Origin of the sequence: Streptomyces hokutonensis, assembly GCF_000376565.1 — a bacterium.
In the GTDB taxonomy this organism is placed as follows: Bacteria; Actinomycetota; Actinomycetes; order Streptomycetales; family Streptomycetaceae; genus Streptomyces; species Streptomyces hokutonensis.
The window spans coordinates 1-21,819 of sequence record NZ_BARG01000037.1; the positions used below are offsets into that span (position 1 = coordinate 1).

21 protein-coding genes are annotated in these 21,819 nt (G+C 69.8%); 3 read left to right on the top strand and 18 right to left on the bottom strand.

Annotated features, from left to right (window positions below; all coding sequences use genetic code 11):
• The first annotated feature begins 31 nt into the window (after window positions 1-31).
• Window positions 32-859 (top strand): ABC transporter ATP-binding protein, encoded by an 828-nt coding sequence (locus tag SSP08S_RS22195; protein WP_026178728.1) that lies wholly within the window; start codon window positions 32-34, stop codon window positions 857-859.
• Here SSP08S_RS22195 and SSP08S_RS22200 read toward each other — a convergent pair.
• From SSP08S_RS22200 to SSP08S_RS22280, 17 genes are all read right to left on the bottom strand, one after another.
• Window positions 828-3,008 carry a discoidin domain-containing protein gene (locus SSP08S_RS22200; protein ID WP_019069831.1) on the bottom strand — a complete coding sequence of 727 codons (2,181 nt, stop codon included), beginning with the start codon at window positions 3,006-3,008 and terminating at the stop codon, window positions 828-830. The genes SSP08S_RS22195 and SSP08S_RS22200 overlap by 32 nt on opposite strands.
• A 205-nt stretch (window positions 3,009-3,213) precedes the next feature.
• On the bottom strand, window positions 3,214-4,815 hold the full coding sequence (locus tag SSP08S_RS22205) for a glycoside hydrolase family 13 protein (RefSeq protein WP_019069832.1): 1,602 nt from the start codon (window positions 4,813-4,815) through the stop codon (window positions 3,214-3,216).
• A gap of 39 nt (window positions 4,816-4,854) precedes the next feature.
• A complete protein-coding gene (locus tag SSP08S_RS22210; protein ID WP_019069833.1) occupies window positions 4,855-5,730 on the bottom strand; it encodes a carbohydrate ABC transporter permease in 876 nt (291 codons plus the stop codon).
• Window positions 5,727-6,683: a carbohydrate ABC transporter permease gene (locus SSP08S_RS22215; RefSeq protein WP_019069834.1), complete on the bottom strand. Its 957-nt coding sequence runs from the start codon at window positions 6,681-6,683 to the stop codon at window positions 5,727-5,729. Before SSP08S_RS22215 ends, SSP08S_RS22210 begins: the two co-directional genes overlap by 4 nt.
• Before the next feature lie 4 nt (window positions 6,684-6,687).
• Window positions 6,688-8,034 carry an ABC transporter substrate-binding protein gene (locus SSP08S_RS22220; RefSeq protein ID WP_019069835.1) on the bottom strand — a complete coding sequence of 449 codons (1,347 nt, stop codon included), beginning with the start codon at window positions 8,032-8,034 and terminating at the stop codon, window positions 6,688-6,690.
• Window positions 8,035-8,143: 109 nt separating this feature from the next.
• Window positions 8,144-9,142, bottom strand: a complete 999-nt coding sequence (locus SSP08S_RS22225) for a LacI family DNA-binding transcriptional regulator (RefSeq protein ID WP_174479404.1) — start codon at window positions 9,140-9,142, stop codon at window positions 8,144-8,146.
• A gap of 86 nt (window positions 9,143-9,228) precedes the next feature.
• Window positions 9,229-9,921, bottom strand: coding sequence for a GntR family transcriptional regulator (locus SSP08S_RS22230; protein ID WP_019069837.1), 693 nt, complete (start codon window positions 9,919-9,921; stop codon window positions 9,229-9,231).
• 58 nt (window positions 9,922-9,979) lie between these two features.
• Entirely contained in the window at window positions 9,980-10,981 is a 1,002-nt protein-coding gene (locus SSP08S_RS22235; RefSeq protein WP_019069838.1) for a proline racemase family protein, read from the bottom strand.
• Window positions 10,982-11,017: 36 nt separating this feature from the next.
• Complete coding sequence (locus SSP08S_RS22240; protein WP_019069839.1) at window positions 11,018-11,914, bottom strand: dihydrodipicolinate synthase family protein; 897 nt, start codon at window positions 11,912-11,914, stop codon at window positions 11,018-11,020.
• Window positions 11,915-11,945: 31 nt separating this feature from the next.
• On the bottom strand, window positions 11,946-13,352 hold the full coding sequence (locus SSP08S_RS22245) for an NAD(P)/FAD-dependent oxidoreductase (RefSeq protein ID WP_019069840.1): 1,407 nt from the start codon (window positions 13,350-13,352) through the stop codon (window positions 11,946-11,948).
• A complete protein-coding gene (locus SSP08S_RS22250; protein WP_019069841.1) occupies window positions 13,345-13,653 on the bottom strand; it encodes a (2Fe-2S)-binding protein in 309 nt (102 codons plus the stop codon). Before SSP08S_RS22250 ends, SSP08S_RS22245 begins: the two co-directional genes overlap by 8 nt.
• Entirely contained in the window at window positions 13,650-14,804 is a 1,155-nt protein-coding gene (locus tag SSP08S_RS22255) for an NAD(P)/FAD-dependent oxidoreductase (RefSeq protein WP_026178729.1), read from the bottom strand. The genes SSP08S_RS22250 and SSP08S_RS22255 overlap by 4 nt, the downstream gene beginning before the upstream one ends.
• A 109-nt stretch (window positions 14,805-14,913) precedes the next feature.
• Window positions 14,914-15,267: a VOC family protein gene (locus SSP08S_RS22260; protein WP_019069843.1), complete on the bottom strand. Its 354-nt coding sequence runs from the start codon at window positions 15,265-15,267 to the stop codon at window positions 14,914-14,916.
• Window positions 15,268-15,316: 49 nt separating this feature from the next.
• On the bottom strand, window positions 15,317-16,132 hold the full coding sequence (locus SSP08S_RS22265; RefSeq protein WP_019069844.1) for an ABC transporter permease: 816 nt from the start codon (window positions 16,130-16,132) through the stop codon (window positions 15,317-15,319).
• Between the two features lie 47 nt (window positions 16,133-16,179).
• Complete coding sequence (locus SSP08S_RS22270; protein ID WP_019069845.1) at window positions 16,180-17,043, bottom strand: ABC transporter permease; 864 nt, start codon at window positions 17,041-17,043, stop codon at window positions 16,180-16,182.
• A gap of 3 nt (window positions 17,044-17,046) precedes the next feature.
• Window positions 17,047-18,243 carry an ABC transporter substrate-binding protein gene (locus tag SSP08S_RS22275; protein WP_019069846.1) on the bottom strand — a complete coding sequence of 399 codons (1,197 nt, stop codon included), beginning with the start codon at window positions 18,241-18,243 and terminating at the stop codon, window positions 17,047-17,049.
• A gap of 58 nt (window positions 18,244-18,301) precedes the next feature.
• Window positions 18,302-19,339: an ABC transporter ATP-binding protein gene (locus tag SSP08S_RS22280; RefSeq protein ID WP_019069847.1), complete on the bottom strand. Its 1,038-nt coding sequence runs from the start codon at window positions 19,337-19,339 to the stop codon at window positions 18,302-18,304.
• A 113-nt stretch (window positions 19,340-19,452) separates the two neighbouring features.
• Between SSP08S_RS22280 and SSP08S_RS22285 the strand changes: the two genes are divergently transcribed.
• Window positions 19,453-20,196: a FadR/GntR family transcriptional regulator gene (locus SSP08S_RS22285; RefSeq protein ID WP_019069848.1), complete on the top strand. Its 744-nt coding sequence runs from the start codon at window positions 19,453-19,455 to the stop codon at window positions 20,194-20,196.
• A 39-nt stretch (window positions 20,197-20,235) separates the two neighbouring features.
• Window positions 20,236-20,997: a cache domain-containing protein gene (locus SSP08S_RS22290; RefSeq protein WP_019069849.1), complete on the top strand. Its 762-nt coding sequence runs from the start codon at window positions 20,236-20,238 to the stop codon at window positions 20,995-20,997.
• A 76-nt stretch (window positions 20,998-21,073) separates the two neighbouring features.
• Here SSP08S_RS22290 and SSP08S_RS22295 read toward each other — a convergent pair whose 3' ends face one another.
• Window positions 21,074-21,736: an MmyB family transcriptional regulator gene (locus tag SSP08S_RS22295; RefSeq protein WP_019069850.1), complete on the bottom strand. Its 663-nt coding sequence runs from the start codon at window positions 21,734-21,736 to the stop codon at window positions 21,074-21,076.
• Between the last annotated feature and the right edge of the window lie 83 nt (window positions 21,737-21,819).

Here is a 21,819-nt window from a genome sequence, read left to right on the forward strand (position 1 = left end):
GGTCCCCGTGAACATCGTGAAAGGGCGGTCCATGCACGCGCTACTCGACGTATCCGGCCTCAAAAAGGTCTACGAGGGTTCCGGCCGCCGGGTGGAGGCGGTGCGGAACCTCACCTTCACCGTCGACGCCGGCGAACTCGTCTGTCTCGTCGGCCCGTCGGGCTGCGGCAAGACCACCCTGCTCAAGTGCATGGGCGGACTGCTCACCCCGACCGCGGGCGAAGTCCTGCTGAGCGGGCGGAAGGTGAGCGGTCCGCCGCCCGGGATGGCATTCGTGTTCCAGGAGTACGGGCGCAGCCTGTTCCCCTGGATGCGGGTCGGCGAGAACGTCGAACTCCCTCTGAAACAGAAGGCCTTGAGCAAGGCGCGCAGGCGTGAACTGGTCGCCGACGCGCTGGAGTCGGTGGGGCTGGCGGATGCGGCCGGGGCGTATCCGTGGCAGCTGTCCGGCGGTATGCAGCAGCGGGTCGCGATCGCCCGCGCGCTGGCGTACGAGCCCGAAGTCCTGCTGATGGACGAGCCGTTCGCGGCGGTCGACGCGCAGACCCGGGCCGATCTGGAGGACCTGGTACGGGGGTTGTGGCGGGAGCGCGGCATCACGATCCTCTTCGTGACCCACGACATCGACGAGGCCGTCTACCTGGGCGAGCGGGTGGTCGTCCTGTCCGCGTCGCCGACCGTCGTGCAGGAGCAGCTGAAGGTCGATCTGCCCGTGGAACGCGACCAGTTGCACACCCGGGTCGCCCCGCGCTTCGCCGAACTGCGGACCCATGTGTACGAGCAGATCCAGGCGGCGAAGCGCGGGACACTCCCGGTACAGGACCGGCTCACGAAGACAGATACGCCTCCACTTCGCTGAACTGGGCCGCCGGCCATCCGGAGTTGGCGGTGACGTTGAGCCGCAGATAGCGCAGGTTGGTGCTGCTGGGCAGGGCCACGGTGACGGTGTTGCCGGTCGCCGGGTCGAAGCGGTAGCCGGTGGAGCCGACGACGGTCGAGTAGGTGGCGCCGTCGGTGCTGCCCAGCACGGTGACGGTCTGCGTGCGCGCGCTCCACGCGGAAGCGGGCGGCAGCTTCAGCACCAGCCTGCGCACGGCCTGGTTGGCGCCGAGGTCTACCGTCCAGGCCTGCGGGAAGGCGTTGTTGGTGGACTCCCAGTAGGTGTTCGCGTCGCCGTCGACCGCCTTGCCGGGCGTGTAGACGTCCTGGGAGCCGGTCGCGGTGGCCGGGCGGCCCTTGGCGAGGTTGGTGCTCTGGTCCGGGGGCGGGTTGCCCTGGCCGGGCTGCGGCCAGGTCGAGCAGTCCGACCAGGTGCTGCTCCAGCCGGAGTTGCCGCCGCCGTCGGTGAGGGTGAAGGCGCCGGAGCCGGACGGATAAGGGCAGTTGTAGATGCCGGCCGCGCCGACGCCGGTGGCCTGTACGTTGCTGAACTTCGCCGCGCCCTGCGCCTCCGCCTGGACGACGACCGTGCCGGTGTTCTGCACGGTCGCACCGCTGACGTTGACGTTGCCGGTCGAGTAGCCGTGCCCGCCGCCGGACACGAACTCGAAGGCGCTGTAAGGGCTGTTGGTGATGGTCGTATTGGTGATGTTGACGGTCGCGTTGACCGCGCTGTCGTAGGAGTCGACGCGCAACGCGCCCATCGGATGGCCCCAGTTGGGGTTGATCGCGCCGGTGCGGACGAGGGTGTTGCCGTCGACCGTGATGGTGCCGGCGAGGGGGTAGAAGGGGTCGAGGAACTTCTGGTTGGAGATCGCGATGCCGCTGCCGAGGGCGTTGGTGTCGGAGACCAGGTTGTTGCGGACCGTGATGTTCGTGCCGCCGTATATCGCGATGCCGTTGGCGAGGTTCGGCTGCGAGATCGTGTTGTTCTCGAAACTGCTGTTGGTGTCAGGGGAGTTGAGCGACCACATGGCGAGGGAGTCGTCGCCCTGGTTGCGCAGGAAGTTGTTGCGGACGATCACACCGTGGGCGGTGCCGTTGAGGTTGAGGCCGTCGGCGGTGGTGTCGAGGACGCGGTTGTTCTCGACGACGAGGTTGTCGTTGTTGCCCATCAGCCAGAAGCCGCACTTGAGATGCTGGATCCACATCCCGGAGACCGAACTCCCGGGCCCGAGCGTCCCGTTGACGAAGTTGTCCGGGTTGGAGTCGACGCGTTCGGTGACCTCGCCGATCACCGCGAAGTCCTTGATGTGGACGCCGCCGGAGGAGCCGGACTGGTCGATGAAGCGCGAGGTGTGCACGACCGAGTACCACTGACCGGCACCCTGCAGGGTCACGTTCTGTACGCCGCTGAGGGAGGAGGTGAGCCGGTAGTCGCCCGGCGGGATCCACACCACTCCCCCCTGGGCGGCGGAGATGGCGTCCCGGAAGGCCTGCGTGGAGTCGCCCGCACCGCTGGGGTCGGCGCCCTTGGAGACCACGGACACCGATCCGGCCGGCTGCGCGGCGGCCCCGGCGACCTGCTCGAAGTCGGCGACGTCGACGGTGACTTGGGTGCCCGTCGCGACGAACGCGACCTTGTCGCCCTGCTGCACGTTCTGGCCGAGCATGAGCCGGGAGTTGTCGAAGAAGTGGTGCGTCTTGGCGCCCGCGATCCACCCGGTGTCGACGTACGAGTACTTGGACGTGACGGCGAGCGTCTTGGCGATCCTGGTGCCGTTGACGTACACGTCGAGGCTGCCGCTCTGCCCGTCCGGGACGTTGTAGGACACGTTCACGGCGTTGGCCGCGCGCGGCACGGTGAACTCGACGCGCTGTCCGGAGGTGAGCCGTACTGCCTGCCGCCCGGATGCCTCGGAGGCGAGTGTCCCCTGGGTGTAGTCGGGGCCGATCCTGGTCCCGGTCGTGGTGGCGGACTCGGCCTCGACGGAGGTGAAGGGGAGGGAGGCGCCGGAGGCCGCGTGGGCGGCGGCGGGGGTCAGGGCGACGAGCATGCCCGCGGCGAGCGCGACGGCCGCACCGATACTTGACATGCGCCTGACAGTTCTGAACATGGTGCTGTGCATGTGCTGATCCCTTCGAGGTGGGGGTGCGGGGATAGCGGGATGCGGGGTGACGGTCGGCCGGCGACTGGCCGCGGCGACTGGCGACCGGCGACCGGCGACCGGCGACCGGCCACGGTCGGCTGCCTGCGGTCGGCTGTCTGCGGTCGACCGTTGATCGCCGACCGTTGATCGCCGACCGTCGGCAGTCGGCAGTCGCCCGTCGTCTTTACGCGGTGTGCAGCCAGGCCGCCGTGTCCTGCGGCAGCCGGCCCTGGTCGTCCAGGGGGCCGCTGGTCAGCAGGAGCCGGGTGTGCGGCGGGAGGTCGACGGGCGTGTCCGACAGGTTGACCACGCAGGTCGCACCGTCGGCCCGGGCGAAGGCGAGGACGCCGTCGGGGGCGGGCAGCCAGGCGAGGGGGCCGTCGCCGAAGGCCGGCCGGAGGCGGATCGCCTCGCGGTAGAGGTTGAGCATGGAGTCGGCGGTCCCCTGCTGACGGTCGACCGCATACGATGCCCAGCCGGCCGGCTGTGGAAGCCAGGGCTCGCCGCGCGAGCCGAAGCCCGCGTACGGCGCGTCGGCCACCCACGGCAGCGGTACCCGGCAGCCGTCGCGGCCGGGGTCGGTGCCGCCCGACCGGAGGTACATCGGATCCTGTATCCGGTCGACCGGGAGCTCGACCTCGGGCAGTCCCAGCTCCTCCCCCTGGTAGAGGTAGACGACGCCCGGCAGGGCCAGCGACAGCAGCGCCGCCGCCCTGGCGCGCCGGGTGCCGAGGGCGAGGTCGGTCGGGGTGCCGAAGGCCTTGGTGGCGAAGTCGAAGCCGGTGTCGGCGCGGCCGTAGCGGGTGACCGTGCGGGTCACGTCGTGGTTGCAGAGGACCCAGGTGGCGGGGGCGCCGATCGGGGCGTGCTCGGCGAGGGTCTCGTCGATCGAGGTGCGCAGCCGGTCCGGGTCCCAGGGGCAGGACAGGAAGGCGAAGTTGAAGGCGGTGTGGAGTTCGTCGGGGCGGAGGTAGCGGGCGAAGCGTTCGGTGTCGGGGAGCCAGACCTCGCCGACGAAGACGGCGCCGTACTCGTCGGCGACGGCCCGCCAGGAGCGGTAGATGTCGTGGAGTTCGTCGCGGTCGACGAAGGGGTTCGGGTCGCGACCCTCGACGAAGTCGGGCAGTGCGGGGTCCTTGGCGAGCAGCGCCGCCGAGTCGATACGGACCCCTTCGACCCCGCGCTCGAACCAGAAGCGGAGGATGTCCTCGTGCTCCTGACGCACCGCCGGATGGGCCCAGTTGAGGTCGGGCTGCTCGGGGGTGAACAGGTGGAGGTACCAGTCGCCGTCGGGGAGACGGGTCCACACGGGTTCGGTGGAGGCGGCGAACTGGGACGGCCAGTCGTTGGGCGGGAGTTCACCGTGTGCGCCGCGTCCGGGGCGGAAGTGGAACAGGTCGCGTTCGGGGCCGCCGGCGAGGGCGGCACGGAACCACGGGTGCTGGTCGGAGACATGGTTCGGCACGATGTCGACGATCGTGCGGATGCCCAACTCCCGTGCCTCGCTGATGAGTTTCTCGGCCTCGGCGAGCGAGCCGAAGGCCGGGTCGATGGCACGGTAGTCGGCGACGTCGTAGCCGCCGTCCTTCATCGGCGACAGGTACCAGGGGGTGAACCACAGGGCGTCCACGCCGAGTTCGGCGAGATACGGCAGTCTGGAGCGGACGCCCGCGAGGTCGCCGGTGCCGTCGCCGTCGCCGTCCGCGAAGCTGCGGACGTACACCTGGTAGATGACCGCCGAGCGCCACCAGTCGTCGTGGCTTTGGGCATGGGTGGGCTGTCCCACTGTGCTGGCCTTTCTGTCGGAGGGCGTCGAGGGGCGGTGTCAGCCCTTCGTGCTGCCCGCGCTGATCCCGGCGATGATGTGGCGCTGGAAGACCAGGAACATGGCGACCATGGGGATGCTCGCGATCACCATCGCGGCGATGAGCACGGTCAGTTGGATGTTCTGCGACAGCTGGACGAGTGCCACGCTGATCGGCTGTTTGTCGGTGTCGGAGAAGACCATCAGCGGCCACAGGAAGTCCTGCCACACGGCGACCAGGGCGAAGATCGAGACGACGCCGAGGACGGGCCGGGACATGGGCAGCACGATGGACCACAGGATGCGGAGTTTTCCGGCGCCGTCGATCTCGGCGGCCTCCATGACGTCGCGCGGGAGTTGGTCGAAGAACCGTTTGAGGAGGTACAGGTTGAAGGCGTTGGCGACGGCCGGCAGCCAGATGCCGAGGGGGTCGTTGAGCAGGCTGGTGTGGATCAGCGGGAGGTCGGCGACGGTCAGGTACTTCGGTACGACCAGGGCCTGCGCGGGGACCATCAGCGTGGCGAGGATGCCGCCGAGGATCAACTTGCCGAAGGCGGGCTTGAGTTTGGACAGGGCGTAGGCGGCGGCCGTGCACAGGACCAGCTGGAACGCCCAGGCGCCGGCGGCCTGGACGACCGTGTTCCACAGATGCTCCGGGAGCTGCATCAGGTCCCAGGCGTCGGTGTAGCCGCTGAGGTGCCAGTGCTTGGGGATGATCGTGGGCGGGGTCTGCGCGATCTCGTCCGGCGACTTCATGGCGCCGGTGACCATCCAGTAGACGGGGAAGAGGAAGGCGAGCGCGAAGAGCACGACGACGCCGGTGAAGACGGTCCAGTAGACGGCCCTGCCGCGGGGCCGGGCGAGCGCGGCCGGGGAGAGCAGCGTGCGGGTGCTCACAGGTCGTCCTCTCCGGAGCGGGTCAGCCGCAGATAGACGGCGGAGAAGGCGCCGAGCAGCACGAGGAGCATCACGCTGAGGGCGCAGGCGCCGCCGAAGTCGTTGTAGAGGAAGGCGTATTTGTAGATCAGGTAGAGGACGGTGACGGTCGCGCTCTCCGGGCCGCCGCCCGTGATCACGAAGGGTTCGGTGAAGACCTGCATCGTGGCGATGATCTGAAGGAGCATCAGCATCAGGATGACGAAGCGGGTCTGAGGGATCGTCACGTGCCGCACGCGCTGGAGGAGGCTCGCGCCGTCGAGTTCGGCGGCCTCGTAGAGCTCGCCGGGGATGGACTGGAGTGCGGCCAGGTAGATGAGGACGGTGCCGCCCAGGTTGGCCCAAGTCGCCACGATCACCAGGGAGATGAGGGCGGTGTCGGTGCCGTTGGACCAGTTCGAGGTGGGCAGGTGCAGGAAGCGCAGCGTCTCGTTGGCGAGGCCGGCTCCCGGGTCGTAGAACCACTTCCACAGCAGGGCGGTGACCACCGGCGGGATCATCACCGGGAGGTAGACGACGACCCTGAAGAAGGCTTTCCAGTGCCTCAACTCGTTGAGGACCAGGGCGAGTACGAAGGGGATCGCGAAGCCGATGAGCAGGGCCAGCAGGGTGAAGACGAGGGTGTTGCGCCAGGCGGCGGTGAACTCGGGGTCGTGCCAGACGCGGGTGAAGTTGGCGGTGCCGACCCACTCGGGCGAGGAGCCGGGCGTGTACTTCTGGAAGGCGATCACGACCGCGCGGATCGCCGGGTACCAGGAGAACAGGGCGAAGCAGATGAGGCCGCCGATGAGGAAGGCGTAGGCGCGGGCCTGGTCGAGGAGGCGGCGCCGCCCCCGGCCCCCTACCGGGGGCGGCGCCTCGACCTGTCGTACCGCCGTCGTCTCGACGGGGTTCCGGGTGGCCGTCCGGGTCATCGGGTCAGCCCCGGGCCAGGATGCCGTCGATCTTTCCGGAGGCGTCCTTGAGGAGTTGGTCGATGTTCGCGTCCTTCTTGGTGAGGACGGCGGAGACGGCCGAGTCGAGGACGGAGTAGATCTGCTGGGCGTCCGGCGGCTCGATCTTCTTCTGGAGGGGCGCGTTGCCGTCCAGGAAGGTCTGGTAGTTCTGCACCGGGACGTTGGAGTTGGCCTTCTTGACCTGCTGGTCCTTGGCGTCGGCGGCGCCGGTGAACAGGCGCGGTTCGGGCAGTCCGACGGGGGCGTTGGCCTTCTTGGCGCGGGCGTAGTCGCCGAGGAAGCCGCTGCCCGGGGTGAGGAACATGCTGTCGAGCCACTTGAGGCCGGCGCGGATCTGGGCGGGTGTGTCGTGCTTGTTGAACATGTAGCCGTCGCCGCCGATGAGCGTGCCCTGGCCGCCGGGCATCGGGCCGAGGGCGAGGTCGTCGTAGTTGCCGCCCTTCTCCTTGACCAGGATCGGGATGTTGTCCGGGGCGGAGAGGTACATGCCGAGCTTGCCCGAACCCATCAGCTGCTGCACGTCGTTGATGACGAGGAGCTGTTTGCTGCCCATCGAGTTGTCGGTCCAGCGCATGTCGTGCAGGTTCTGCAGCACGGCGTGGCCCTGCGGGGTGTCGATGGTGGCCTTCTTGCCGTCGGCGCTGACGACGTCGCCGCCCTGTGAGTACATCTCGGCGGTGAAGTGCCAACCCCCTTGGTTCTGGGCGCTGTAGTCGGCGTAGCCGATGGTGCCGTTGCCGAGCGCGGCTATCTTCTTGGCGTCGGCGCGGACTTCGGCCCAGGTCGTCGGCGGCTTGTCGGGGTCGAGGCCGGCCTGCTGGAAGAGCTTGCGGTTGTAGAGCAGGCCCATCGAGTAGCCGGTGCGCGGGATGCCGTAGATCTTGCCGTCGACGGTGTAGATGTCGCGCAGCTGCTGCTGAAGAGTGTCGTAGCTCTTCAACTCCTTGATGTACGGGGTGAGATCGGCCGCCTGGTTGATGTCGACGACGTGCTTGGCGTCGGTGAAGTACGTGTAGAACACGTCCTCCATCTGGCCGCCGGCGAGTTTGGCGTCGAAGGTCTTCGGGTCCTGGCAGGGGAACGCGTCGTGCGTGACGACGTCGATGTCGGGGTTCTTCTTCTCGAAGGCCGCGACGTCGGAGTCGAAGAATCCCCGGTCGACCTTGGCGCTCTTGGGCGGCTCGCAGTTGACCGTGATGCGTGTCTTGCCGCTCGCCGAGTCGTCGCCGGACCCGCAGGCGGCGGCGGTGAGCGCGAGAGAACAGACGCCGATCGCGGCGAAGGTACGGCGGAACCCGGTGCTTCTCATCGGTGGACCCCTCTGGGCAGGAGCGGTGGGCGCCCACACTCAAGCACCGCCGACATCTCTCCGCAAGATGTCGCGCAGAATCTGTAATTATTCGACAGCAGGGCGCCTGTCAGCTGCGCGGGGCTTGCGCGGTGGAACCGCGGACTACCAGTTCCGGTTCGAAGAGGAGTTCTTCGGCGGGTACGACGGAGCCGCCGACCTGAGAGTTCAGAAGCTCGACGGCGGCCCGGCCCATGGCCTCGATGGGCTGGCGGACGGTGGTCAGCGGGGGCTCGGTGCAGTTCATGAACGCGGAGTCGTCGTAACCGACGACGGAAATCTGTGACGGGACGTCAAGTCCCTTGCGGCGGGCGGCCCTTACGGCGCCGAGAGCGAGCGGGTCGCTGGCGCAGATGATGCCGGTGACACCGCGGTCGATCAGCCGGGAGGCCGCGGCGTGGCCGCCCTCGATGGAGAAGATGGCGCGCGCCACGAACTCGTCGGGCAGATCCGGGGACAGGGCCCGCGCGGCGGCCAGCTTCCGTGCCGACGGCATGTGGTCGGCGGGTCCGAGGACCAGCCCGATGCGCTCGTGGCCGAGGGAGGCGAGGTGGCGCCAGGCCTGCTCGACGGCGACCGCGTCGTCGCAGGAGACGGCGGGGAAACCGAGGTGGTCGATGGCCGCGTTGAGCAGGACGACCGGGATGTTGCGCTCGGCGAGCAGCCGGTAGTGGTCGTGCGGCGCGTCCGCCTGGGCGTACAGACCGCCGGCGAAGACGACGCCGGAGACCTGCTGTTGCAGCAGCAGCGTCACGTAGTCGGCCTCGGAGACCCCGCCCTTGGTCTGGGTGCAGAGCACGGGGGTGAGGCCGAGTTGGGCGAGCGCGCCGCCGATCACCTCGGCGAAGGCGGGGAAGATGGGGTTCTGCAGCTCGGGCAGCACCAGGCCCACCAGTCGCGCGCGTTCCCCGCGCAGCTGGGTGGGCCGCTCGTAGCCGAGGACGTCCAGGGCGGACAGCACCGACTGCCGGGTCGAGTCGGAGACTCCGGGTTTGCCGTTGAGTACCCGGCTGACCGTGGCCTCGCTGACCCCGACCTTCTTCGCCACCTCAGCAAGTCGTCGCGTCATGTGCGCAAGAATAGCGCAAGTGACGCAAGCGGTTTGCGCTATCGAGCAACTGACCGGAACTGGTTCATGGCGTCACGACCCCGATGTCAGTCGTGTGCGGCCCACAGACCGCGGACATGTCCCAGGTGGCGGGTCATGATCTCACGCACGGCCCGCTTGTCACGGTCCAACAGCGCGTCCAGGAGCTCCAGGTGCTCCTGGGCCGAGGCCAGCAGGCGTCCCTCCTCGACGAGGGCGGTGAGCCCGTAGAGGCGGGACCTCCCCCGCAGATCACCGACGACCTCGACGAGATGGGTGTTGCCGGCCAGGGCGAGCAGCCCGAGATGGAAGCGGGTGTCGGCCTCGACGTACGCGATGAGGTCACCGGCCACGGCCGCGTGAACGATCTCCCGGGCGGCGGGCCGCAGCGCCTCCAGCGAGACGGGGTCGGCGGTCCCGGCCAGCCCCACCACCGTGGGGATCTCGATCAGGGCGCGGACGTGGGTGTACTCGTCGAGTTGCTTCTCGGAGACCGCGGTGACCCGGAACCCCTTGTTCGGGACGGTGTCGACCAGCCCCTCCTTGGCGAGGTCGAGCATGGCCTCGCGCACCGGTGTGGCCGAGACGCCGAAGCGGGCGGCGAGCGTCGGCGCGGAGTACACCTCGCCGGGCCGCAGCTCCCCCGCGACCATCGCGGCCCTGAGCGCGTCGGCGACCCGCTCGCGGTAACTGCTCTTCCCGCCCAGCGTCGGCAGATCCGGTGCAGTGGTGGGCGGGGCGCCGGTGCGCTGGACGGCCATCGAGTCTCCTGGTGTACAAGTGGTGCAATGTCACGCGTGACCCGCCATTATCCCCGGGCTAGAGGATGAACCCGCCCGGGAACGGGTCGGTGGGATCGAGCGAGTACTGCGCGGTTCCGGTGATCCAGGCACGGCCGGTGAAGCTGGGCAGTACGGCCGGCACGCCGGCGACCTCGGTGGTACCGAGGAGCCGTCCGGTGAACCGGGTGCCGATGAAGGACTCGTTCACGAACTCGGTGTGCAGCGGGAGTTCGCCGCGCGCGTGGAGCTGCGCCATGCGGGCGCTGGTGCCCGTGCCGCAGGGCGAGCGGTCGAACCAGCCCGGGTGGATGGCCATCGCGTGCCGCGAGAGCCGGGCGGTCGCGCCGGGCGCGTACAGGTGGACGTGATGGCAACCGCGAATGGACCGGTCCTCCGGGTGGACGGGCTCGTCCCGGTCGTTGATCGCCTCCATGAGGGACAGGCCCGCCTTGATGATGTCGTCCTTGCGGGTGCGGTCGAAGGGGAGCTCGAACTGGTCCAGCGGCAGGATGGCGTAGAAGTTGCCGCCGTACGCCATGTCGTATGTCACCGTCCGCCCGTCGGCGAGGGTGGCCTTGCGGTCCAGACCCACGGAGAACGACGGGACGTTCTTGAGCGTGACGTTCTTCGCGGCGCCGTCCTCGACCGCGACCTCGGCGACGACCAGTCCCGCCGGGGTGTCCAGCCGGATCGTGGTGACCGGCTCGACGACCTCGACCATGCCCGTCTCGACGAGCACGGTGGCCACGCCGATCGTGCCGTGCCCGCACATCGGGAGATAGCCGGAGACCTCGATGTAGACGACGCCCCAGTCGCAGTCGGGGCGGGTGGGCGGCTGGAGGATCGCACCGCTCATCGCGGAGTGGCCGCGCGGCTCGTTCATCAGGAACTGCCGGATGTGGTCGCGGTGTTCGCGGAAGTACAGCCGCCGCTCGTTCATCGTGGCGCCGGGGATGGTGCCGATGCCGCCGGTGATCACCCGGGTCGGCATGCCCTCGGTGTGCGAGTCGACGGCGTGCAGGACGAGTTTGCTGCGCATGACGCTCCTGGTGGATCGGTGCCGATGCGAGGGTACTTACGCGAGTCCGGCCGCGACCGCCCTCTCGGTGGCGGCGCGCACGACGGCCTCCTGCTCCGGCAGCAGCGGAACGCGCGGCGGACGCACCGGACCGCCGTATCGTCCGACGATGTCCATGGACAGCTTGATGGCCTGCACGAACTCGACCTTGGAGTCCCAGCGCAGCAGCGGGTGCAGCTGTTCGTACAGCTTCTTCGCGGTGGCCAGGTCGCCGTCCACGGCCGCGTGGTAGAGCTCGACGGACGCGGCGGGCAGCGCGTTCGGGTAGCCGGCCACCCACCCCTTCGCACCCGCGAGCGCCAGCTCCAGCAGGACGTCGTCGGCGCCGATCAACAGGTCGAGTTCCGGGGCGAGTTCGGCGAGCTGATAGGCGCGGCGGACATCGCCGGAGAACTCTTTCACGGCATGGATGTACCCCTCGCCGTGCAGCTTGGCGAGGAGTTCCGGCACCAGGTCGACCTTGGTGTCGATGGGGTTGTTGTACGCCACGACCGGCACACCCGCCTTCGCGACCTCCGCGTAGTGCGCCAGGACCGAACGCTCGTCGGCGCGGTAGGCGTTGGGCGGCAGCAGCATCACGGCGGCGCAGCCGGCGTCGCGGGCCTGCTCGGCCCAGCGGCGGGACTCTGCGGAACCGTAGGCGGCGACCCCGGGCATCACCCGCGTACCGCCGATCGCGGCGACAGCCGTCTCGACGACTTTGGACCGTTCCTCGGGGGTGAGCACCTGGTACTCGCCGAGCGAGCCGTTCGGTACGACGCCGTCACAGCCGTTGTCGACCAGCCAGGCACAGTGCTCGGCGAACTTGTCGTAGTCGACGGCGAGTTGGTCGGTCAGCGGAAGCGCGGTGGCGACGAGGACGCCGCGCCAGGGACGGTTCGGGGTGGTGGTCATGGAACGCCTCATCTCAATGGGGTGGGACATGTCATCGATGCTCGTCGTCCTCGGCCTCACCGGCGCGCGCCAGCACGCCGAGCGGCACGGGCCGCGCGAACGGCCGCCGGGACGGGGTGAGTTCGCATCCGGCGAGTCCCGCGACCGCGGGCCCGCACATCCGCCCCTGGCACCAGCCCATCCCGGCCCGCGTCAGCAGTTTCACGGTGCGTACGTCACCGGCGCCGAGCCCGGTCACGGCCTTGCGGATCGCGCCTCCGGTGACCTCTTCGCAGCGGCACACGACGGTGTCGTCGGTGATGAGATCGGTCCAACAGGCGGGCGGCACGTACACGGAGTCGAGTGCGGCGGAGAACTCCCGCAATCGCGTACGGGACTTGGCGGCCGTCGCCCACCCGCGCGGGTCGGGAACGGCACCTGTCAGGCGGGCGGCGACTGAGCGTCCCGCGATGTGTCCTTCGGCGAGGGCGAGGTCCGCGCCGCCGATGCCGGTGGTCTCGCCGGCCGCCCAGACGCCGGGGACGTCGGTGCGCTGTTCGTCGTCGACGTGGACGTGGAGACCTTCGAGCCGGCAGCCGAGGGTCTCGGCGAGGTCGGTGTGCGGGAGCATGCCGTGGCCGACGGCGAGGGTGTCGCAGGCGAGACGCCGTTCGGTGCCGGGGCGGACCCGCCCGTCGGTGTGGAGCGCGGCGACGGTCACCGCTTCCAGCCGCTTGTCGCCGTGCGCCTCGACGACGGTGTGCCGGGTGAGCAACTTGACACGGTGGCGCAGGAGTTGGGCCGCGTACTGGGCACCTTCGGCGACCTTGCCGGGCTGCGCGGCGAACGCGCGGGTCCGTCGTAGGAACGCCTTGGGGTCGGCGGACTCGACGAGTGCGACCACGTCCACGCCCGCCGCCGCGAGGCCGGTCGACACGGGGAGGAGGAGTGGACCGGTCCCGGCGACCACGGCGGTTCGTCCGGAGACAGCCAGGGAGCCCTTGAGCATGGCCTGGGCGCCGCCCACCGTGAGGACTCCGGGGAGGGTCCAGCCGGGGAAGGGGAGGACCTTCTCGTAGCCGCCGGTGGCGAGGAGGACAGCGTCGGCGCGTACTTCGACCGGGTCCTCCTGTGCGGGACCGACCAGGGCGTGCACGGTGAAGTGGTCCGAACGGCGCTCCACGAACCAGACATGATGGTCCGTCAAGTGTGTTGCGTGGCCTGCATCTACGTGTCGGGCGAGGGAGTCACGGAGCCGCTCCCACGTCCGCCACTGGTGGTGAAGGGCCTGCGGGCGGCGGGCGTTCAGTTCGGCGGCGGGCTGCCGGTAGAACTGGCCGCCCGCCCGCGCCGCCGAGTCGAGCAGCGTGACCCGGACGCCGTGTGCCGCGGCGGCCACCGTGGCGGCGAGTCCCGCCGGGCCCGCGCCGATCACGGCGAGGTGCGGTCGCTCAGTCATCGTGGCCCGTTCCCTCCTGGGTGCGGATGGCGTCGCCGGGGTGCAAGGGCACCAGGCAGGCGCGTTGGTTCGGGCGGTCGTTGACGGTGACGAGGCAGTCGTAGCAGACCCCGATGCCGCAGAAGACGCCGCGCGGTGTTGCCCCGACCCGGGTGGTGCGCCAGGACGTCACGCCCGCCGACCAGAGTGCGGCGGCGACGGTCTGGCCGGGGACTGCCACGATCTCGCGGCCGTCCAGGGTGACCGTGAAGGCCGGTTCCGGGTGGGCGTCGGCGAGGTTCTGCGGGGATCCTGGGCTCACTCGCCCTCCTCGTCGGGGAAGCGGTCGGGGCGGAAGGGTGCCAGGTCGAGGTCGGGCGTCTTGCCACCGAGGAGTTGGGCGATCAGGTGCCCGGTGCCGGTGGCGAGTCCGATGCCTGCGCCCTCGTGCCCGCAGGCGTGGAAGAGGCCAGGGACCCGGGGGTCGGGGCCGATGGCGGGGAGGTGGTCCGGCAGGTAGGGGCGGAAGCCGAGGTAGGAGCGCATCGCCCGCACATCGGCCAGGAACGGGAACAGCCGGGTCGCGCCCGCCGCCAATGCCCGTACGACCGGCAGCGAGAACTCCCGGTCGAAACCCACGCGTTCACGGCTGGCGCCGATGAGGACGGGCCCGGCGGCCGTGCCCTCCACGACGGGCGAGGTCTGCAGGGCGGCCGAGTCGCTGGCCACGTCGGCCACGTAGTCGGCGGCGTACACCTTGTGGTGGATCAGGCGCGGGAGCGGTTCGGTGACGAGGACGAAGCCGCGGCGCGGGAGGACGGGGAGCGTGACGCCTGCGAGGGCGGCGAGTTCGCCGCCCCAGGTGCCGGCGGCGTTGATCACGGTCGGGGCGAGGATGTCGCCCGGGACGGTGCGTACGCCTTGGACCGTTCCATCCGGCTTGCGGAGTACGGCCGTCACCGTGCGGCCCGTGAGCAGGCGGGCGCCGGAGGCCCGGACGAGGTGGGCGGCGGCCAGGGCGGGCATCACCTGGCGGTCCTGGGGGTAGTACACGCCGCCCGGGAGGTCCGGGGCGAGGCGGGGTTCGAGCTCGTACAGGGCCTCGGCGTGGACCGGTTCGGCGACGACTCCGGCGGCGCGCTGTTCCCCGGCGAAGCGTTCCAAGGCGGTGAGCCCGCCGGGCGTGGAGGCGACAACGAGGCCGCCTTTCGCCTCGTACTCGATGAACTCCCCCAGCTCCTCGGCGAGTTGCGTCCACAGGCGGGCGGAGAGGAGGGCGAGGTCGAGTTCGGGGCCGGGTTCCTTGTCGGAGACGAGCAGGTTGCCCTCGCCGGCGCCGGTCGTGCCGCCGGACACCGGGCCGCGATCCACGATGACGACGTCGAGGCCTGCCCGGGCCACGTAGAGGGCGCAGGCGGCGCCCACCACTCCGGCGCCGACGACCACGACATCGCAGGTCAGTCGCTTACTCACATCAGTACTATGTCACATACCTCTCTGGCTGAGTATGTCCCCGCGTGAATGTCGCCGCCGCGAGGACGGTGAGCCGGAACAGACCGGGGACAACCCCACTCGGGGGTGCTTACTGGCGCCGTTGCCCGAGGATGCAGAACTCGTTGCCCTCGGGGTCCGCCAGGACGACCCACGACTGTTCGCCCTGGCCGATGTCGACCCGCCGGGCGCCATGGGCCTCCAGACGGGCCACCTCGGCGGCCTGGTCGTCGGGCCTGAAGTCGAGGTGCAGTCGGCTCTTGGACTTCTTGCTCTCGGCGAGCCGCACGAAGTCGATCCCCGGCATGCGGTCCGGCGTCGGACGGATCTCGAACTCGTCCTCGTCGGAGTGGACGACCACCCAGCCGAGAGCCGTGGCCCACCACTGGCCCAGGGCCGCCGGGTCCTCCGAGTGCACGATTACCTGTTCCCATTCCAAGGTCATCCGCAGAGCTTAGACCGGTCCACGCCCCGGAAAACAGGTGCTCAGGGCCTCAGACCCGGCTGCCCGTGGCCGTGTCGGCGGACAGCCGCTGGGCGACGTAGATCGGGAGCACGGAGAGCAGGACGAGCACCGCGGCCACCACGTTGACGACCGGCGCCTGTTGGGGCCGGGTCATGTTGTTGAAGATCCAGATCGGGAGGGTCTCGATGCCGGGTCCGGCGGTGAAGGTGGTCACCACGATCTCGTCGAAGGACAGCGCGAACGCGAGCAGCCCGCCCGCCAGGAGCGCCGAGCGCACCAGCGGGAAGGTGACGTCGACGAAGGCACGGAAGGTGTCGGCACCCAGGTCCATCGCGGCTTCCTCGTACGACCCGGAGGTGCGCCGGAGCCGGGCGACGACGTTGTTGAAGACGACGACGATGCAGAAGGTGGCGTGTCCGACGATCACCGTGAACAGGCCGAGGCCCACGCCGAGCGGCTGAAGTACCGTGCTGAACGCCGAGTTGAGGGCGATGCCCGTGACGATGCCGGGCAGCGCGATCGGCAGCACGACCACGAAGGAGATGGCGCCGCGGCCGAAGAAGCGGTACCGGGCGACCGCGAAGGCGATCAGGGTGCCGAGCACCAGGGCGATCGCGGTGGCGCCGAGCCCGGCCTTCACGGAAACCCAAAGTGCCGCGCGGGCACCCGAGTTCTGCCAGGCGACCGACCACCAGTGCAGGGTCAGGCTCGACGGCGGCCAGCTCGCGCTGCGGTCCGGGTTCAGGGAGTTGACGAGGACGAGCAGGAGCGGGACGTAGATCACCGCGAAGCCGAACCCGGCGGCCACGCGCAGGGCGATGCGCGCGGAACGGGAGAGCTGCATGACATGTCACCCCCTTCGGAGGCGGTCGAAGGTGTTCTTGCGGGTTGCTACAGGCTGCTGAGCGCGCCCGTGCGGCGCATCGCGAGCAGATACACGACGATCACGACGACGGGGACCGTTCCAAGAGCGGCGGCCATGGGCAGGTTGAGTTCGATGTTGGAGTAGACGAGGTTGCCGATGAGCTGGGTCTTGCCGCCGACGATCTGCACGGTGATGTAGTCGCCGAGGCTGAGCGAGAAGGTGAAGATCGACCCGGCGGCGACGGACGGCAGCACCATCGGCAGCACGACCGACCGGAAGGTCCGCCCGGCCCGCGCGCCCAAGTCCGCCGACGCGTCAAGGAGGTTGGCGGGCAACTGCTCCAGCGCCGTGTGGATCGGCAGCACCATGTACGGCAGCCAGAGGTACGTGAGTGTGAGGACGGCCGCCGGTAGTCCGAACCCGGGCCCGCTCAGGCCGAACGGCTTCAACATCCAGTCGGCCAGGCCGCCTTGGGACAGGATGAGCCGCCACGCGTAGACCTTGACCAAGTAACTGGCCCACAGCGGGGTGAGGATGGCGACCACGAGCAGCGGGCGCCACTTCGGCCTGGCGACCCGGGCCGTGTAGAAGGCGAGCGGGAACGCGATCACGGCGCACAGGACGGTGACCGCGAGTGCGACGCCGATGCTGCGCAGGACGACCTGCCGGTACACGGGCACCGTGAACAGCTCGTGGAAGTTGTCGGTCGACCAGACCTTCACCACCTCGGAGGTGAAGGAGTCCGTCGTCCAGAACGCGGAGACGAACAGCACGCTCAGCGAGCCGAGATAGAGCACCGCGAGCCACAGCAGCGGCGCGGTGAGCAGCAGGGAGAGCCGCAGCCGGGGGCGCCGGTAGAGCGCCCCCGCGGTCCGGTTGAGCAGGGACATGCCTCAGCCCTTGATCTCGGTCCAGGCCTGTACCCACTTGGCGTACGGCACGCACTTGACGTCGGTGCGGCCGTCGAGGCACTGCTGGATGGGCGTGTTCCAGAAGGCGATGTTCTTCCAGTACGCGGTGTCGGCGGCGTGGTAGGTGGTGCAGAAGTTCTTGTCGCTGGTCTCCTCGCAGGCCTTGGAGTTGGCGGGGGCCTCGCCGAAGTACTCGGCGACCTGGGCGTTGACCTTCGGGGAGACGATCCAGTTGAGCCACTTGTAGGCGCAGTTGGGGTGCTTGGCCTTGGCGGAGATCATCCAGGTGTCGGACCAGCCGGTCGAACCCTCCTCGGGTACGAAGGCCTTGATCTTGGCGCCCTCGTCGGCGGTGAGGTTCGCGATGACCTGCCAGGTGGTGCCGACGACGGAGTCGCCGCTCTTGAAGGCGGAGATCTCCTTGAGGTAGTCGCTCCAGTACTCGCCGATGTCCGCGTTCTGCTTCTTCAGCAGGGCGACGGCGGCGTCGAACTGTTTCTGGTCGAGCGCGTAGGGGTCCTTGATCTTCAACTCGGGCTTGGTGGCCTTGAGATAGAGGGCCGCGTCGGCGATGTAGATCGGCGAGTCGTACGCGGTGACGTGGCCCTTGTACTTCGAGGCGTCGTCGAAGACCGCGGCCCAGGAGGTCGGGGCGGGGGTGACCTTCTGCGTGTTGTACATGAGCAGGTTGGCGCCGCGGCCGTGCGGGATGCCGTAGGCCCTGCCCTTGACCGAGTTCCAGGCCTGGAGCTTCAAGTCCGGGAAAATGTCTTTGTAGTTGGGGACAAGGCTGGTGTTGACGGGGGCTGCGTCACCGGAGGCTATGAGGCGCAGGGAGGCGTCGCCGGAGGCGGAGACGGCGTCGTACTCGCCGGTCTTCATCAGCTTGACCATCTCGTCGGAGCTGGCCGCGACCTTGGAGTTGACCTGGCAGCCCGTCTGCTTCTCGAAGTCGCTGACCCAGTTGACCTTGGGGTCGTTGGAGCCGTCCTCGACATAGCCGGCCCAGGCGATCAGGTTGACCTCGCCCTCGCTCTTGCCGAGCTTCGACTGGGCTTTGAGGTCAGGGGGGTTGAGGCCGCCGGACGAGCCGCCCGACGAGTCGGAGGAGCCGCAGGCGGTGGCGGCGAGCAGGACGGCGGCACAGGCCGTCACCTGGAGGGTTCGGGTGAGACGCACGGCGTTCTCCATGGGTGGAGGAGAGGAGTGGAGGACATGGGTGGAGGAGCGGGCGGGGTCAGCGGGGGTCGGGGACGTGCACCGTGTGGCGCCGGTGCCATCGCAGTCGCACCCGGCTGCCGCGGTAGGCGGCCACGTCCTCGGCGGAGGTCTCCAGGTTCTGCTGGAGGGCGGTGAGCCGGCCGCCGGCGTCGAGGTCGACGAGGAAGCGGGTGGAGTCCCCGAGGTAGACGACCTCGGCGACGGTGCCGGCGGCGCTCTCGTGGTCCGGTTCGCCGGCCCCCTCGGAGTCCTTGAGGACGCGGATCTTCTCGGGCCGGATGCTGTAGGTGCCGGTGGTGCCGACGATCCGCTCGGCCGCCTCGCCGGCCAGCAGGTTGGAGGTGCCGACGAAGGACGCGACGAACGGGGTCGCGGGGCGTTCGTAGACCTCGGCGGGGGTGCCGACCTGCTGGATGCGGCCCTGGTCGAAGACGGCGATGCGGTCGCTCATCGTCAGGGCCTCCTCCTGGTCGTGGGTGACGAAGACGAAGGTGATGCCCACCTCCCGCTGGAGCGCCTTGAGTTCGACCTGCATCTGCTCGCGCAGTTTCAGGTCGAGGGCGCCGAGCGGTTCGTCGAGCAGCAGCAGCCGGGGACGGCCGACGAGGGCGCGGGCGAGGGCGACGCGCTGCCGCTGACCGCCGGAGAGCTGGGCGGGGCGGCGGGCGCCGTAGCCCTCCAGGCGTACCTCCGCGAGGGCCTGCCGGGCGCGGGCGAGCCGTTCGGACTTGGGGACCCCCCGGACCTTGAGGCCGTAGGCGACGTTCTGCTCGACGGTCATGTGCGGGAAGAGGGCGTAGTCCTGGAAGACGGTGTGGACGTCCCGCTCGAAGGGGGCGAGGCCGGTGACGTCCTGGCCGGCGAGTTCGATGGTGCCGCCGGTGGGGCTCTCGAAGCCGGCGATCATGCGGAGCACGGTCGTCTTGCCCGAGCCGGAAGGGCCGAGCATCGAGAAGAACTCGCCGTCCCTGATCTCCAGGTCGACGCCGGCCACGGCGGTCGTCTCGCCGAACGACTTCCGCAGATCCCGCAGCCGGATCGCAATCCCCTCCATGGGCGGGAACCTTTCTGGTGCTCTGTGACGTTGCACGGAAACATATGAAGTCATAGTTCAAAGCTCAAGGCCCCCTTAGGGTAAAGCTTGAGTCAACGTGCAAGGTGGTGGCCGTGAACCAGCAGCAGCACAGCAACGGCGGCGCCCGAAAAGCCGTCTTCGCCCCGGTCGACAACCGGGCGCGGGTGGACGCCGTCGTCAGCCGGCTCGGCGACGCCATCGAGCTCGGACTGCTCGCCGACGGCGAGCAGCTGCCGGGCGAGAGCGAGCTCGCCGGGCAGCTCGGTGTGTCCACGGTGACCCTGCGGGAGGCGCTGATGGCGCTGCGCCAGCAGGGGCTGGTCACCACCCGGCGCGGACGCGGCGGCGGCAGTTTCGTGTCCCTGCCCGAGGTCCCCGGCGAGGAGCGGCTGAAGGTCCGGCTGCGCGCCTGGAGCACCGAGGAGCTGCGCGACCTCGGCGACCACTGGGCCGCCCTGTCCGGCACCGCGGCCCGGCTCGCCGCGGAGCGCACCGAGCCCGAGGATCTCGTACAACTCCGGCGTACGGCCGAGGAGTTGACGCGGGCCGAGGACGCGGCGGCGCGCGGCCGGGTGTACGGCAGGTTCCACGTCGAGCTGGCCGCCGCCGCGCAGTCGGCGCGGCTCACCCGGGAGCAGGTCGCGTTGCAGACCGAGGTCGGGGCGCTGCTGTGTCTGGTGCTCGGCAGCGACGAATATCGTGAAGAAGCCGCAGACCGTCACCGCTCCGTAATCTCGGCCGTGCAAGATGGGGCCCACGATTCGGCCAGGGAGCTGGCCGAGCGGTGCGTGCAGGAATCCACGGCGCGGCTGATCGCCGAGCGGCTGGCCCTGTAGCCGGCACCGCGTCCGCTCCCCGTCTGCTGGAGGGCACGCATGAGCCTCGCGACGGCACCGCCGGCCACGGCACCCGAGCAGTCCGTCGCGTCCGGGGTGCGCTCGGCCCTGGAGTCCGTGTTCGACGCCGTGGCCGCCACCCGCGCCGACACCACGGCGCTGCTCGCCAAGGTGGCCGCACAGGGCCGCCGCCCCGCGACCGTCGACCTCGCGGCACTGCGCCCGGGCCTCCATCTCCGGCTGGCCCGGCAGGAGTTGGTGTCCGGCGTCGGCTTCGTCGCCGCGCCGGGCCTGCTGAGCGACGTACCGGCGTGGCTGGAGTGGTGGCAGACCACCTCCGACGGGGGCATCCGGCCGCTGCTGCTCGACCTCGATCCCGAGCACTCGGCGTACGCGGACTACACGCACTGGGACTGGTTCGCGCTGCCCCGCGACACCGGGGAGCGGGCGGTCGCCGGACCGTACGTCGACTACCTCTGCTCGGACGAGTACAGCCTCACCCTGTCCGCGCCGGTGCACGTGGAGGGACGGTTCGCGGGGGTGGCCGCGGCGGACGTGTATCTACGGCACTTCGAGGCGGCCGTGATGCCGATGCTGCGTCAACTGCCGGGTCCTGCACGGCTGGTGAACGCGCGCGGCCGGGTCGCGGCGTCCACCGACCCGCGTCAGCTGGTCGGTTCGCTCAGCAAGGGACCGGACTTCGCGGAGGCGCTGGCGGCAGGCCGGGCGGGGTATGCGCGCGGGCTGCGGCTGGTGCCGTGCGACGGGGTGCCGCTGGTGCTGGTCGTCGCCGAGCGGTGACCGAACTCGCACGGTGGTGGCGCCAGTTGGGGTGGTGGCCGAACTCGCGTCGTCGTGAGGCGAGTTGGAGTGGTGCTCACTCGGCCGCCGGGACCACCCTCAGGTGTCCCGCGCCGCGGCCCGGCCTGCGGATCCTGGGCGGCGGGGTGCGGCGGGCCTCGCGCAGGACCAGGGTCAGTCGCGTATAGCCCATGTTCTCAAGGGTCTTGGGGGTCTCGCCGACGAGCCGGCAGTCCGTGACGCCCCAGCGCGGGTCGGGGTGCAGTACGGGGCGGACCGCGCCGTCGTGCTCCACGGCCTCCTCGCCCACCGCGCGGATCCAGTGCGGCAGGCCCTGCCGGTAGGCGGCCTCCATGATCGGGTCCTGGGCGATGTCGCGGCGGATCGCCTGCAGGCCGTGGTCGTGGCCGTGGCTCTCCACGACGGAGGCGAAGTGGGCCAGCATCGGCAGGCACCAACTCGACTCGTGCTCACCGAGAACCGTGCTCGCGTCGGGGTGGAAAAGCACGAAACGAAGGAAGTTGTCGCCCGGCATGGCCGTCGGATGCGGACCGACCGCCCGGAAAAGTGACTTGAACGCACCGTTGGCCAGCACCACGTCCCAGCGGTGGTCCATGACGACGGAGGGAAAGGGGACGGCCTCCAGCAGCGTGGCGTAGTCCAGCAGATACGCCTGGGCCTCGGGACTCTCGGGGGCGGGCCGCGGTGCGGACCGCTGCCCACCTGCCTGGTACGCCATCGGGAGGTCACCCCTCTTGCCTATGCGGCCTTCTCGCGGCGCCCTGATCCTGCTGCCCCGACTCTTGCCGTGTCAACTATCGT